The sequence below is a fragment of the Lysinibacillus sp. BSL11 genome, assembly GCF_052928325.1.
In genome coordinates, this window is sequence record NZ_JAVGCX010000007.1 from 214,597 (window position 1) to 228,700 (window position 14,104).

The following is a 14,104-nucleotide window of genomic DNA, read 5'->3' on the forward strand; positions in this document are numbered from 1 at the left end:
TATAGAGAATTAGTATACTATAGTAGTGTAAAGCTAATTAGCCTTACACCTCCTAGATTTGTTACTAGGGTCACTGTTAACGCAGTGACCCGCTTATAATGATTGACAAACACCTAAAGGATTCCCATCAGGGTCATAGAAGGTAAAAAATTTGGTGTCCTCTTCTCCTTCTAAAGCCTCGACTTGAACATGATGTTCCACTAGAAATAAATAAGTCTCTTCAATATTTTGAGAGAGAAAGTTCACATATTTCCCCACACCAAAGTGATTGTCTGGAAAATGACATGGCTGATGCTCCTTAGCTTTTACTAAGCAAATGACCGTCGGAGATTGTTCAGTGATCTTCATAACTGCTGCGCCCGCTTCTATATATAGAAGCTTAAATCCAAGTATTTCCTCATACCATTTAGCCGATAATTTGGGATCTTTTATTGGAATAAAAATGGCCTCTACACCTTTAAATAAGGATTGTTTCATTTTCTTACCTCCCTTTCACAGTTTGTGTTCTTCATTTTATTCTCCTTTAAAAAGATTCATTGAGATTTCTATTATTGATTATTTTGCATGTCTTTTGTTTATCCTTAATAGTATCGGAAATGTCTTCTTTACCTAGAGGAGGTGTCCACCATCAAACACAAGGTATCATTCATCCTATTGCTGTCAGTACTTCTTTTATTAGGTGGATGCTGGAATAAGCGGGAGTTAAACGAACTAGCTATTGTTACGGCTGTTGGAGTGGATAAATCGGACGAGCTATTCGAAATTTCTGTTCAGATTGTTAATCCAAGTCAAGTGGCTTCGAACAAAGCAACTGGCATTCAAGTCCCTGTTTTTACCTACCATGCTAAAGGGAAATCTTTATTTGATGCCATTCGAAAATTAACAGCACTAACACCTAGAAAGCCTTATTATGCGCATGCCCAAATTATTATTATTGGTGAAGAAATGGCTAAGGAAGGTATGAATAGCGTTTTAGATTTATTTCAAAGAGACCCAGAAGGACGAAGTGATTTTAACTTTATTGTTTCTCATGATTTTACTGCACAAGAAATATTAAGTGTTTTAACCCCTTTAGAGGATGTGCCTGCTAGCAAAATGTTTAAATCATTAAAGGTTTCTGAAGCAGTGTGGGGGACAACAGAATCTGTTATTCTTGATGATTTAATCCAATCTTTAGGCAGTATTGATCATAGTGCCGTCTTACCCTCTATTCATATACATGGTGATGCGGATGCTGGAGATTTTAGCTCGAATATAGAAAAAATTGATAGCCCTGCACAATTAAAATATGGTGGACTGGCTATTTTTAAAAATTATAAACTCATCGGCTATTTAACAGAACAAGAAAGCAGAGACTATAATTTTTTAAATAATAATATAAAAAGTACTTTTGAAATTATTGCTTGTCCTGAAGAAGGGAAAATCTCAACAGAAATTATTAATTCTTCTACTAAAGTGACAGGTCATTTTCAAAATGATATACCTTCGATTTCCATCAAACTCGAGATTGAGCAAAACGTTGCAGAGATAAGTTGCCCATTGGATTTAACAAAATCAAAAACCATCGATGCTTTAAATAAAGAAACGAGCAGACAAATCAAGGAACGGTTAGAACGTACACTTCAAACGATTCAACAAACTTATCAAGCCGATTTATTAAAATTTAGCAATGTCCTACACCGAGAGGACTATCAAGCATGGAATCGAATTAAAAAGAACTGGCTAACCCTCTATCCTGATCTTGAAGTTCAAATTGAAGTCGATGTGCATACAAAAGGAATAGGAACTGCAACAAAATTAAAGCTTGACTAATTCGTAAAAATGACCAGTACTCTTTTAAGGAGTACTGGTCATTTTAATTAACGTACCGCTTCAAACGTTATGAGTGACGTTTCTTCAGTTGGTTGTTGAAGGAACTTATAATTCGCAGAACAAGTTATTGCAGAGAAGCCAACACTTTGTAATAGGAGCTTAAATTCCTCAATCCCATACCAGCGTAATAAAAACTTTTGCAGTTCCGTATCACTTAATGTACCTTGTTGCCACTTCTCATATTTTAAAACCATCAACGTATATTGCTCCACCCAATTCATGGCAATCGATTTTCTTTCAAGGGCAATTCCTTCATCTTGTGAAATTTGATGGTAAGATGTCGTAATTTCTCCTGTTTTCCAGTCTGTAGGAAGTAATAAATCTACTAGGAGTCTCCCACCCGGGACAAGGTGCTGATACATAGAGGTTAATGCTGAAAGTGCTTCTTGATGATTTTCAATTAAACAAAATGAGCCTGTAGGCATAACAATGGCTTCGTATTGTTGACCTAAGGTAAATTGGCAAATATTTCCTTCATACAGCACTGGCGTCAATCCTCGTTCTTGGCATCTTTTTCGACAGGATGCTAGCATTTCTGGGGAATGATCAATTCCTTCTATATCAAAGCCTTTTTCCATAAAAGGAATATAGAAACGTCCAGAACCAACCCCTGCTTCTAGAATCTTCCCCTTTACACCTTGCAGTCGTTCTAGATAATATTCAATATCTCCACCAAGCGAGTATCCAACTGGTTTTGTAAAATCATAAAGTGCTGTGCTTAACGGTCCGTAATTTTTGTACATATATTCTCCTCCGATTGTTTGCGGAAGAAATCAACTAATCTATTTATTCTCCCGCACCTTTATTATATTCAATGGGAAAACAGAGCTGACTATCATTATCTATCACTCACTTTCTTGTATATTTAGATAAATTATACATTTATTTTCCTTTTTAATCAATATTTCTATTGATTTCCTATACAGTACAATTTAATGTACAAATTAGCACAAATTATCAAAAAACCCTTCCTATTCAGCGGTACCATTGAGTTAAGAAAGGATGATGGTATGGATTATTTTGAAAGAATTCAAAACGCTATAGAGTTTATTGAGAAAAACCTACATGAAAAGTTAACGATTACAGATATTTCTTCTCAGTCTTACTTTTCAGCATTTCATTTCCAACGGCTTTTCCAAGCCATTACAGGTTTTTCTGTGCAACAGTATATTCGCAACAGGAGGCTTTCTGAAGCAGCTTCCTTATTAGCAATAACAACGCAGAATATACTTGACATTGCAATCAACTTTCAATATGGTTCTCAGGAGGCATTTACACGGGCATTTGTACAGTATTTTGGTGTCACACCTGCTAAATACCGAAAAGGAGCCAACTCCATACCATTTCAAACCAAAATAAACTTTTTGGATTATAAACTGGAAGGAGAACTCCCTATGCAACGACCGGAAATACTTCACTTATCTAAAAAACGTATTACAGGCTATGAATACAAAACGTCCTTACAAGACGAACAGTTCTATACAGAAATCCCAGGCTTTTATTTGGATTTTGGTCAGCAGCAATACTATGAGCGAATCTCCTATAAGGTAGCCCCTAATATGGCGTATGGCATTTCTACAAACTTTCAGGAGGATGGCCGGTTTTCCTTTATTGTAGGAGAGGAAGTCGAAATCTTTGAGGAGCATTTAGAGGAAGGCTTCACCCACCTTGAAATTCCTGCTGGTAAATATGCAGAGTTTACATTGAATGGCACTGCGGAAGGAATTCAAAATACAAGACGTTTCATTTACGGAGTATGGTTGCCGAATTCTAATTATGAGCGCGATACGGGTCCTGATTTTGAAATAACCGATGTCATGCAATCTATCTATCCACATGAGATGAAAATGAAAATCTACATTCCCATTAAAGAATAATAAAGGAGCAAGGTCGATGAATATTGAGAAAGTATTTAAGCAATTCCCAACCTTACATTCAGCTAATTTACAATTTAAAAAAATAGAAGAATCACATTTACAAGAGCTATTTGCTATTTATGATAATGACAAGGTATTTGAGTATTGTGGCATCATCCCAAAACACAACCTTCAAACCGTTCAAAAAATGATTGGCCATTTTGAACGTGATTATACAAAGAAAGGCAGGATTAAATGGGGAATCTTCGAAAAATCACAAAGTGAAAAACTAGTAGGGATTATCGAAGCAATGGACTTTAATCAAAAAGTAAATATGGTAACAATTGGTTACTATTTAGCTGAAGCATCCTGGGGAAAAGGCATTGCATCAGAGGCAGTTGCAACAATCGTAAAATTTTTATTGGAAGAGGTAAATGTTAATCGAATACAGGCAGAAGTCATGCCTTTAAATGAACCCTCGAAAAAGGTTCTGATAAAAAATGGATTTTTAAAAGAAGGCCTTTTGAGACAAGCTTCATTATGGTCTGGCAAAGGTGTTGTTGATTTAGAGATATACGGCTTATTGAAAGGCGATTACGACTTGAAAGACTAAACTCTACTAATGAGCTTAGTCTTTTCTTATATTGTACAGATAAATGGACATTTTACCATCTCCTAAAGGGCTCTTTCACATAGACTAGAAATAGATGACTCATGCTAGCATGACATTGTAATCATAAAGGAGCGTTTTAGAAATGGATGGAAACAGATATTTAACACGAATGAATTGGGAATTTAACAATTATCATAAATTTTCTAAATGCTATTGTGAATCAAAGAATGTTTACTTTGGTCACTCTCCCAGCGTAGATCATCCTATTATTGAGGAAGATTCTTATAAAATAAAATATTATAATAGTCCCCAATTTGAAAAAAAATATCAGAAACAAAATCAAGTTAAAAAGCATTGTCAAAGCTGTATTTGTAGTCACTTAGAATGTTTTGAACCAGGGACTTTAGTAGATGTATACCTCTCAGATGGTAGCCAATTTCTAGGATTATACTTTATTCATCTTATTCCGCAAAGTTGCTGCGGGTACTTCCTTCAAATCGATGATAGGGCACGGCCTGTCATTATGGACTGTCAAAACATTGATGCATTACGTAAAACTTGTTGAGGTAGTTGATACTCTGGCTTTTCTCTTTTCATTATTAAAATAGGCTGGTTAATTGCTATACAGCATAACCAGCCATTCGACTACCCTTCGTTTATCCATTGAATTAGCTGTTCATTAAAACATACAGGTTCTTCAAACATAGGATTATGACCACTTTTTTCAAAAATGACTTTCTTTACATTGAGAATATGATCTACTGCATCCCATAATGAGATAGGGGCTACTAAATATATATGGAAATTAGTGATTATCTATGGGGAGTAGCTTTTGCGGAGCAGAACCTTTTACAACAAATGCTACAAGTTAACAAGCCAATTTTTGTAGGTCTAGGCAAGTATGATTATATTACGCACAGCCAAACATCAAGGCATTCAAGATTATAAAAAAGCTATTCACGACTACAGTGATAAGCTAGATCAAACATGGTTATAAAAAAACAGGCTCCTATTCAGGGCCTGTTTTTAGCATTATGATACGGAAGTTTGCTTTTTGAATGTAGAAGATAACGCCATAATCACGAATGTAAGTATGCCGCTAAAGATAAATAAATAGCTCAATGGTATTAAAAAGAAGTTCTTCTCTACGATCGTCCCATCTGCTAGTATCTCATCTCCTATAAGGCCTTTTATTAATAAACAGACGATCCCCATGATCATCGGAATTGTGGCAAGTAAATATTTTTTCATTATTTCTTCCTCCATATTATTAAATCCTTGTGGGTATTGATGATAGCGTTATTTTTATTATAAGTCAATTATTTTTTATTGAAAAACAATAAATCATTATTGATTAACACTCCTGACCAAGAGAACAAACGTTCCCCATCCTTTAATTTCTTGTACGTGATTTACTATGTTTTTTGAGTTAATTTTGTGCGAGTTAGCATAAATAATTATATAAATTAATGTCGGATAATCTGTTATAATGAGCTATAAAAAACAGCTACTTTGTTAAAAGTAACCGTTTTTGTATAAAATCATATTGATTTAGAGGCTTGTTGTATGAGGGCAGCGACCATTTTATCCATCTGAGCAAAGCGATCATCCTGCGTTTGCCCTTTAACATAGCGATAATAGATTTGCTGACAAATAACGGCTAATTTAAAATAAGCAAATGTGCAGTAATAATGAATAGCTGACACATCTCGCCCACTCTTCTCCGCATAACGATCAATAAATTGCTGTCGGGTATAAAAGCCTGGTAATACAGTTACTGGTGGTTCACCAAGTGCATATAATAGCATTTTTGGGTCATCCGCTTGCATCCAATAACTCATTGCTACACCAACATCAGCAAGTGGGTCCCCTACTGTTGCCATCTCCCAATCAAAAAGGCCAATCATTTCTGTATAGTCCTCGGAGAACATTGCATTATTCAATTTATAATCATAATGAATAATGGTTGCCTCATGATTGGACGGAAGATTGTTTTTTAACCACTCTGTTAAAACCGCTACTTCTGCATGTTCTGCTGTTTTCGCATGTTCATAACGCTCAATCCAGCCATGCACCTGTCTTTCAAGAAATCCGTCAGGCTTCACAATATCCTTTAACGGTGTGTCCTGATAAGGAATAGCATGTAATGCAACTAAAGAATCGACCATCATTTCAGACAATTGACGTGCTAGCTCCTCTGTTGGCTCTGTGCCTTTTGGAAAATGTGTATCAAGGACGATACCTTTTTTGCGCTCCATTAAAAAGAAATCACTACCGATAATGTCTCGATCCTCTACATAGACATATGGTTTTGGAACAGATGGTAAAAATGGATGCAGTGCCGATAAAATCGTAAATTCCCGCTTCATATCATGCGCTTTTTTGGCAACTGGTCCAAGCGGAGGACGACGTAGGACAGCTTCAAAATCAGCTATTTTTAAACAATACGTCAAATTGGAATGCCCTGCACTAAATTGTGCTATTTCAAGCTTACCCTGTGGAAGCTCAGTGACATAACTGTCTAAAAAGGCATGTAGTTTATCCATATCTAAACGTTCACTTGACCTTACTTGCATCGTATCCATTCTATTTCCCTCCTTAAATAATGGAGCTCATGCCCCCATCTACTACAATGACATCCCCTGTTACATAGTCCGAAGCTGGTGCTGCTAAAAATAAAGCCACACCCTTTAAATCATTTTCGGAGCCTAATCGTTTCAACGGTGTAACACCCATCAAATAGTCTTGTCCACGTTCGATTAAGACATTGGACATTTTTGTAGGGAAAAAACCTGGCGCAATGGCGTTGACATTGACTCCCTGTGGCCCCCATTTGACAGCTAAATCCTTCGTTAAAGTAATGACAGCCCCTTTACTCGCGTTATAGGCAATCGTATCCATAAAGGCTGGTAGCGTACCACCTAGCCCAGCAATAGAAGCAATATTAATGATTTTGCCGCTTTTCTGCTCTAGCATAATTTTGCCAACGGCTTGGCTAAATAAAAATGTTCCGTTGACATTGACATCAAATACTTTTTGCCAGGCTTCGTAGGGCATATCAATGGCAGGTGTTCCCCATGATGCGCCACTGTTATTGACTAAAATATCAATTCTACCAAATGTTGTAATCGTTTGGGCTACCACATTGGCAATATCCTCAGGCTTTGTGACATCACAGGCTAGGGCTAATGTTTGAACACCAAGCTTTTCGAGTCCTGCGGCAACCTCCTCACACGCCTCCACCTTTCGTGAGCATAAGACCACATTGGCTCCTGCCTCTGCAAATCCTTGTGCAATTTGTGCGCCGAGCCCACGTCCGCCACCAGTCACAATCGCTGTTTTACCTTTTAAGCTAAATAACTCTAGGACCGTCATTTCACCAGCTCCTCTTGTTTGTTGGCATGCTTTTTCAATTCTAGTTTAGCAATGGTATTACGATGCACCTCATCCGGTCCATCCGCTAAACGTAATGTACGAGAATTAGCCCATTGTGCAGCAAGCGTTGTATCTGGCCCTACCCCAGCAGCACCAAATGCTTGGATAGCTCGATCAATGACTCTGAGTGCCATATTTGGAGCAACTACCTTTATCATGGCAATTTCAGCCTTTGCCTCTTTGTTGCCTACCGTGTCCATCATATAAGCAGCCTTCAATGTTAAAAGTCTTGCTTGCTCAATATCCATCCGAGATTCCGCAATGCGCTCCCGCATTACCCCTTGATCTGCTAGTGGTCGATGAAATGCCTGCCGTGCTTGTACACGCACACACATTTCCTCTAATGCACGCTCTGCGGCACCAATAAGACGCATACAGTGATGAATTCTCCCTGGCCCTAGTCTGCCCTGCGCAATGGCAAAGCCTTTTCCTTCACCCCATAAAATATTGTCCACAGGTACACGCACATTGGTAAATGTAACCTCACCATGTCCCTCTGGTGCATGATCGTAGCCAAAAGCCGTTAGCATACGCTCCACTTTTACCCCTGGTGTATCCATCGGTACGAGAATCATAGACTGCTGCTCGTGGATAGGGGCCGTTGTATCTTTATGCTTGCCCATAAAAATAGCCACCCTACAGCGAGGATCCCCAGCACCAGTTGTCCACCATTTATGGCCATTTAAAATGTATTCATCTCCATCGCGTTCAATGCTTGCCTCAATATTTGTAGCATCACTGGATGCAACGGCTGGCTCCGTCATCGCAAAGCAGGACCGTATTTCGCCTCGTAATAATGGTTCAAGCCACTGTTTTTTTTGCTGTGCCGATCCATAGCGTACAAGTACTTCCATATTGCCTGTGTCAGGTGCATTACAGTTAAACACTTCGGGGGCCAGAAGTGAGCGGCCCATGATTTCACATAAAGGTGCATATTCTAAGTTGGTTAAACCTGCCCCATATTCACTATCTGGTAAAAATAAATTCCACAAACCTGCCTGTTGTGCCTTCTGCTTCAGCTCCTCCATAATCGGTGGAATCGCTCCCCAACGATCCTCCATTGCCTCAACCTGTGCAGCATAAACGGCTTCATTTGGATAAATGTATTGCGCCATAAAATTCTTCAGCTTGTCCTGTAACTTCTCAACTTTTTCACTATAGGAAAAATTCATTAGAAGATACCCCCTTTGCTTGAACTTCGCAAAATGAATGAATGTTCATTTTCATTCTTACAATAAATGTTACCGCTATTTTTCTAGTAAAGCAATGTTCTATTTTTGAATTTTCTAATAAAGGAGAAAATTCATTACTATGGACTTACATCATTTTATTTTCAAAAAACTGTACGATATCCTTCAGTAATTGTCGGATGGCTAATGGTAAATGACGGTTTTTTAAGTACACTAGATAGACATTGCGACTTAAATTCAGACCCTCTATTTCTTTTTTTACAATCGTTTTGGCAGTCGGTCCTTGCAAGTAATTTTCAGGTAATATGGTCACTCCTAAATGTTCTCGTACAAGCGATACAGCGGTTTCAAAACGCTCAATTTCAAATTGAATATTGATGTTTTTACCAGCCTGTTCAAATGACGTTAAGATATCTCGTCTTGTTTGAAAGCCCTCGGTACTAATAATAAATGGTTCTTCACAAATATCTGAAATGGTTAAAGTATCCTTTTGGGCTAACGGATGTTGTAAAGGTAATACTGCGACCAACCGTTCTTCATATAAAGTTTGAACTTCCAACTCTGGATCATCCATTAGCTGATTGGTGATGATTAAATGAGTTTTATAGCTTTTCAAGGATTTTTTCACCCGCTTACTACCTAAAATATCGACTAAGTGAATTTTCATGTGAGGATAGTCTTTTTTATAGTTGGCGATTACCTTTGGCAGCCAATGCTTAATAGATTCCATGACACCAATGGTAATGTCCCTTGTGCCATGAACAATCACTTCATCCATTTCGATTTTTAGCACTTCCATATTTTTTACAATAACTTTTGCTCGTTCAAAAAGTAATTCTCCAGCTTCTGTTAATTGCAGATTTCTAGTATTTCTCTCTAATAAAGGGGAGCCAATCTCTTGTTCTAATTTTTTGATCGCATTACTTAACGAAGGCTGCGAAATATGCAGTCTTTCTGCGGCTTTTGAGAAATTCATCTGTTCTGAAACAGCGATAAAATAGTGTAATTGTTTAATGTCCACCTATAGATACCTCCTAAATTTATAGCTAAAAGCTATAGATTAATATTAATTATATATTAGTAATTATAATTATGTGAATATATAATGAATTACAACAATACTTTTACTACAATAATATTCACAATGGGGTTGATAAGTTTATGTACACAATGACAGATCAAAAACAATGGAAAGGCCGAATAGATTCAACGACAAATACAAGCAGCTTTCGTTTACATCAACAAGTAAAAAGAGTCGCGATTAATGATGTAAGCGCTTCAGATAAGAAAAGTGCAGCTCTCGTTGGTTTTATCTGCGATGAAGGGGTACGTCGAAATCAAGGCCGTATAGGGGCAGCAAATGGTCCAAACGCCCTACGAGAAGGCTTAGCCAGTTTACCGTGGACATTTGAGGACGATCAGCAAATTATTGATGTTGGCAATATCGTTTGTCTAAACCATGCTTTAGAGGTGGCCCAACGTGAGCTTGGTGAAGTCGTAGCAACAATCCTACAAAAAAACTTATCATGTGTAGTGCTAGGTGGCGGGCATGAAACACTGTATGGGCATTATTTAGGCGTTCGTTCTGCTCTACCAAAGGAAGCTAAAATCGGCATCATCAATATAGATGCTCACTTTGATTTACGACCATATGATGAACAGCCTTCGTCAGGTACGATGTTCCGTCAAATTTTAGAGCAGGATCCACATGCTGACTATTTTGTTGTGGGTATTCAACGCTACGGCAATACAAGAGAACTTTTCGAAAAAGCTGATGAATTAAACGTGAAGTATGTTTATGAGGATCAAATGACGGTAGCCTATCAACAACAATTAACGGATGCATTACACCATTTTATGGATAAGCATGATTATATTCTTTTAACATTATGTATGGATGTATTGAACGCAGCATTTGCTCCAGGTGTAAGTGCTCCATCACCTTTTGGGCTTGACCCATCGACTGTACGCTCAATTTTGCAACAAGTCACTTCACACCCTCACACCTATTCATTTGATATTTGTGAGGTCAATCCGTTATTAGATGAAAACGGACGTACAGTGAAATTAGGTGCCTATTTTGTGTATGAGGCACTGAACAACTTACTTAGGGGGCAAGGTTCATGATCGAAATTAATCAAATTACAACGGTATTCCTAGCTGTTGCACTCTTTGCATTTGGAAGCTTTCTTATCAATAAAATAGGCTTTTTAAAGCGTTTCTGTATCCCAGCACCAGTGGTTGGTGGGTTATTGTTCGCTGCTCTTGCTACCATCTTAAAAACAACGGGTATTTTAGAAATATCACTTGATACTTCTTTACAAAGCTTATTTATGATTACTTTCTTTACGACAATTGGCTTAGGTGCAAGCTTTAAACTTGTAAAGCTCGGTGGTAAATTACTGATTATTTACTGGCTAGCATGTGGCTTCCTAGCGTTAATGCAAAATGTCATTGGAGTATCTCTGGCCTCACTTATGGGGATCCATCCTTTAATCGGTATGATGGCGGGTACCGTTTCTATGGAGGGTGGTCATGGCGCTGCAGCTGCATTTGGCCAAACCTTAGAAGATTTAGGGATTTCTTCAGCTATGACAATTGGTGCTGCTGCCGCAACATGTGGTCTAGTTGCTGGTGGCTTAATTGGTGGACCAATTGTCAAATATTTAGTAGGTAAATATAATTTAACACCAGATGAACAAGAATCGGAAGAAGTCGAATATGAAAATAAAAATGAGCAAATTACATCGGATTCGTTCTTTACACAAGTCTTATTAATTACTTTCTGTATGGCTGTTGGTACGTATGTCGGCACACTATTCTCAGAAGCAACAGGTTTCGTTCTACCTGGCTATGTAGGAGCAATGTTTGTGGCTGTATTAGTGCGCAATATTATGGATAAATTCAAACCTGAAGCCATTAATATGAAAAGCATCTCATTAATTGGAGATGTCACATTAGGTGTATTCCTTTCCATGGCACTCATGAGTATTAAATTATGGGAAATTGCTGATTTGGCACTACCATTATTCATCATTGTTTTTGCGCAAGTATTCTTTATTGTTGTATTTAGTATTTTTGTGTTATTTAAATTACTTGGCAAAAACTACGATGCTGCTGTTATGGTAGCAGGTTTTGCAGGACATGGTCTAGGCGCAACACCAAATGCCATGGCCAATATGTCAGCCGTTGTGCAACGCTTCGGGCCTTCTAAAAAAGCCTTTCTTGTCGTACCGATTGTTGGCGCATTTTTAATTGACGTATTTGGGATTCCTATTATTATTACAACTATCAATTTATTTAAATAAAAAAGAGCTTTGCATTCGTTCTGAGTAGACGATTGCAAAGCTTTTCTATTATTGTAATATCTCACTTACTGTAACAAATTCATAGCCTTGTTTTTGTAAATAAAGAATAACATTTTCTAAACCATTGGCTGTCGTTTGATGGATATCGTGCATTAGAATAATACTCCCATCTTTTACAGAGGCTTTGACATACGCTAAAATTTTATCTGGATTGTGATGTTTCCAATCCAGTGTATCAATCGACCACAAAATCGAGGGGATTGCCATGACAGAACGTACTTGGTCATTGGTCGCTCCATAGGGTGGACGGAAAACAGTTGGATACTGCCCGATGGCTGTATAAATAGCGTTACTTGTGCCATTGACTTCTTGTTTAACGCCTGTTATTGATAAGGTCGTTAATTTTTTATGGCTCAAGGTATGGTTGCCGATTTCATGTCCTGCTTCATAGACTTGTTTAACGATTGTAGCATTTCTTGACACATTTTTACCTACCATAAAGAATGTAGCCTTGGCATCGTATTTCTTTAACGTTGCCAAAATTTGTGGTGTGACCTTAGCATCTGGCCCATCATCAAATGTTAAGGCTACCCGTTTTTTTGCGCCTTTCGCTACTGGCACACCTTTATTATAAACTTTATTATCTATTAACTGAATATCGGCTAGCTCAGAAGCTTTGACATACCCTTTTAGGTCGCCTGCTTCTACATAAGCCCAACCAGCAAGTGTTATGTAATACTGGACAGTTGTTTTATTGGGAAGTGTACCCAGAACTTCTCCGTTTGGACTAGCTGTTAAACGCATTTCAGCACCAGCAACAGCATTAATTTTTTTCTTCGTTGGAGCTGGTTTTTTTAATGCGTTTGTTGCTACATATCCTATCTCCTCGCCATATTGAACGAAAGACCAACCACCAGGTGCTGTGCCATATACATAAATTATTCGTCCTTCATAGAGCTGTCCTACATGCTGGGCATATTGACTTGGGGCTGTAAATAATGTTGTACCACCCTTTTGAATCACTAGGTATCCCTCAGACTTCAACTTGACTAAAGCATCAGATGTGACATAGCCCTCCTGCTCTGGCGTTTGAATATGTGTCCAACCTTTACTTACTTTTGTTACTGAAACAAAGCTACCTTTCGAAAGTTCCCCGATCTCCGCACTATTCGTAGAAGCTTCTTCAAAAATAACCGTATCTTTGACTACCTTGTGAATCACCACTGACCCTTCAGCATTTACTGAAAGTTGCCCTGCCAAGATGCACATCATAAACGTCAAAACGATGGCAAAGGGTAAAAATTTTTTCATTGTTCTACACCGCCCTTAGATGTCTTCCATGTTTGTTTGCTAAAAAATTGCTAGGATTTAACTTTTATTATAGAGTAAACAACCCTGCCATAAAATAGTAATAATCAACTAGATTCCCTTTTACGATGCTGCTAAAATTCGTATTTTAGTAAATACTTCTACATCCCTCCTTCCCTTTTTACTGAGAAACTATGCATTTATTATGCTAATTAAATGATGGTGGCTTATTTTGTAGATTTTATGTTAGCTCCTTTTTGGAGAATTGATTCTCGTGCCTAAGCTGACTACGGAATTAGGTGAGCGGCTTTCTCCTTACTGGGAGCGGGTTCCTTCTCATTTGGAGCGGCTTCACCCTCTTTTGGAGCGGGGGCTCTCACCTCTTGGAGCGGCTTGGCTGTTAGTATAAAAAATGGACACGAACTTAAGAGAGACTTATGATGAAGGAACAAAAAGGACGTGTCGAAAATGGAAAAGCAAACAAGAAAAAGATTATCGCAAGAAACCAAAGATTATATTGTG

Annotated in this window: 14 protein-coding genes and 1 pseudogene; 6 read left to right on the plus strand and 9 right to left on the minus strand. The window is 37.9% G+C overall.

Annotation, left to right across the window (positions count from 1 at the left end; translation table 11 throughout):
• Positions 1-93: 93 nt before the first annotated feature.
• A complete protein-coding gene (locus tag RCJ95_RS10650) occupies positions 94-477 on the minus strand; it encodes a VOC family protein (RefSeq protein WP_221680388.1) in 384 nt (127 codons plus the stop codon).
• A gap of 141 nt (positions 478-618) precedes the next feature.
• On the opposite strand from RCJ95_RS10650, the gene RCJ95_RS10655 reads away from it, so the two are divergent.
• Entirely contained in the window at positions 619-1,812 is a 1,194-nt protein-coding gene (locus tag RCJ95_RS10655) for a Ger(x)C family spore germination protein (RefSeq protein WP_312128762.1), read from the plus strand.
• A gap of 47 nt (positions 1,813-1,859) precedes the next feature.
• Here the strand turns inward: RCJ95_RS10655 and RCJ95_RS10660 are convergent, their stop codons facing one another.
• Entirely contained in the window at positions 1,860-2,615 is a 756-nt protein-coding gene (locus RCJ95_RS10660; RefSeq protein WP_257522366.1) for a class I SAM-dependent methyltransferase, read from the minus strand.
• Between the two features lie 267 nt (positions 2,616-2,882).
• Between RCJ95_RS10660 and RCJ95_RS10665 the strand changes: the two genes are divergently transcribed.
• From RCJ95_RS10665 to RCJ95_RS10675, 3 genes are all read left to right on the plus strand, one after another.
• Positions 2,883-3,749: an AraC family transcriptional regulator gene (locus RCJ95_RS10665; protein ID WP_446722248.1), complete on the plus strand. Its 867-nt coding sequence runs from the start codon at positions 2,883-2,885 to the stop codon at positions 3,747-3,749.
• A gap of 16 nt (positions 3,750-3,765) precedes the next feature.
• Positions 3,766-4,341 (plus strand): GNAT family N-acetyltransferase, encoded by a 576-nt coding sequence (locus RCJ95_RS10670; RefSeq protein ID WP_274769295.1) that lies wholly within the window; start codon positions 3,766-3,768, stop codon positions 4,339-4,341.
• Positions 4,342-4,483: 142 nt separating this feature from the next.
• Positions 4,484-4,906, plus strand: a complete 423-nt coding sequence (locus tag RCJ95_RS10675; RefSeq protein WP_446722249.1) for a hypothetical protein — start codon at positions 4,484-4,486, stop codon at positions 4,904-4,906.
• Positions 4,907-4,986: 80 nt separating this feature from the next.
• Here the strand turns inward: RCJ95_RS10675 and RCJ95_RS10680 are convergent.
• From RCJ95_RS10680 to RCJ95_RS10705, 6 genes and pseudogenes are all read right to left on the minus strand, one after another.
• Positions 4,987-5,136 (minus strand): annotated as a pseudogene (locus RCJ95_RS10680) (alpha/beta fold hydrolase); the annotation flags it as partial.
• Between the two features lie 237 nt (positions 5,137-5,373).
• A complete protein-coding gene (locus RCJ95_RS10685) occupies positions 5,374-5,592 on the minus strand; it encodes a DUF3955 domain-containing protein (RefSeq protein ID WP_446722250.1) in 219 nt (72 codons plus the stop codon).
• 290 nt (positions 5,593-5,882) lie between these two features.
• A complete protein-coding gene (locus RCJ95_RS10690; RefSeq protein ID WP_337977065.1) occupies positions 5,883-6,926 on the minus strand; it encodes a phosphotransferase family protein in 1,044 nt (347 codons plus the stop codon).
• A 13-nt stretch (positions 6,927-6,939) separates the two neighbouring features.
• Positions 6,940-7,716 (minus strand): SDR family oxidoreductase, encoded by a 777-nt coding sequence (locus RCJ95_RS10695; protein ID WP_221680381.1) that lies wholly within the window; start codon positions 7,714-7,716, stop codon positions 6,940-6,942.
• The gene (locus RCJ95_RS10700) at positions 7,713-8,948 is read right to left on the minus strand and encodes an acyl-CoA dehydrogenase family protein (protein ID WP_257522371.1); all 1,236 of its coding nucleotides are present in this window, start codon (positions 8,946-8,948) and stop codon (positions 7,713-7,715) included. The genes RCJ95_RS10695 and RCJ95_RS10700 overlap by 4 nt, the downstream gene beginning before the upstream one ends.
• Positions 8,949-9,093: 145 nt before the next feature.
• The gene (locus RCJ95_RS10705) at positions 9,094-9,987 is read right to left on the minus strand and encodes a LysR family transcriptional regulator (RefSeq protein ID WP_274769303.1); all 894 of its coding nucleotides are present in this window, start codon (positions 9,985-9,987) and stop codon (positions 9,094-9,096) included.
• 140 nt (positions 9,988-10,127) lie between these two features.
• Here RCJ95_RS10705 and hutG point away from each other — a divergent pair, with 140 nt between their 5' ends.
• A complete protein-coding gene (hutG, locus tag RCJ95_RS10710; protein ID WP_369579017.1) occupies positions 10,128-11,093 on the plus strand; it encodes a formimidoylglutamase in 966 nt (321 codons plus the stop codon).
• Positions 11,090-12,274 carry a sodium/glutamate symporter gene (gene gltS / locus RCJ95_RS10715; protein ID WP_221680378.1) on the plus strand — a complete coding sequence of 395 codons (1,185 nt, stop codon included), beginning with the start codon at positions 11,090-11,092 and terminating at the stop codon, positions 12,272-12,274. Before hutG ends, gltS begins: the two co-directional genes overlap by 4 nt.
• A 48-nt stretch (positions 12,275-12,322) precedes the next feature.
• Here the strand turns inward: gltS and RCJ95_RS10720 are convergent, their stop codons facing one another.
• Positions 12,323-13,585 (minus strand): polysaccharide deacetylase family protein, encoded by a 1,263-nt coding sequence (locus tag RCJ95_RS10720; protein ID WP_446722251.1) that lies wholly within the window; start codon positions 13,583-13,585, stop codon positions 12,323-12,325.
• Positions 13,586-14,104 lie beyond the last annotated feature (519 nt).

Coding starts and splice junctions, on each gene's coding strand:
- RCJ95_RS10670 (WP_274769295.1), top strand. CDS start 3,766: ATGAATATTGAGAAAGTATTTAAGCAATTCCCAACCTTACATTCAGCT.
- RCJ95_RS10695 (WP_221680381.1), bottom strand. CDS start 7,716: ATGACGGTCCTAGAGTTATTTAGCTTAAAAGGTAAAACAGCGATTGTG.
- RCJ95_RS10720 (WP_446722251.1), bottom strand. CDS start 13,585: ATGAAAAAATTTTTACCCTTTGCCATCGTTTTGACGTTTATGATGTGC.
- RCJ95_RS10660 (WP_257522366.1), bottom strand. CDS start 2,615: ATGTACAAAAATTACGGACCGTTAAGCACAGCACTTTATGATTTTACA.
- hutG (WP_369579017.1), top strand. CDS start 10,128: ATGTACACAATGACAGATCAAAAACAATGGAAAGGCCGAATAGATTCA.
- RCJ95_RS10690 (WP_337977065.1), bottom strand. CDS start 6,926: ATGGATACGATGCAAGTAAGGTCAAGTGAACGTTTAGATATGGATAAA.
- RCJ95_RS10675 (WP_446722249.1), top strand. CDS start 4,484: ATGGATGGAAACAGATATTTAACACGAATGAATTGGGAATTTAACAAT.
- RCJ95_RS10685 (WP_446722250.1), bottom strand. CDS start 5,592: ATGAAAAAATATTTACTTGCCACAATTCCGATGATCATGGGGATCGTC.
- RCJ95_RS10700 (WP_257522371.1), bottom strand. CDS start 8,948: ATGAATTTTTCCTATAGTGAAAAAGTTGAGAAGTTACAGGACAAGCTG.
- gltS (WP_221680378.1), top strand. CDS start 11,090: ATGATCGAAATTAATCAAATTACAACGGTATTCCTAGCTGTTGCACTC.
- RCJ95_RS10650 (WP_221680388.1), bottom strand. CDS start 477: ATGAAACAATCCTTATTTAAAGGTGTAGAGGCCATTTTTATTCCAATA.
- RCJ95_RS10665 (WP_446722248.1), top strand. CDS start 2,883: ATGGATTATTTTGAAAGAATTCAAAACGCTATAGAGTTTATTGAGAAA.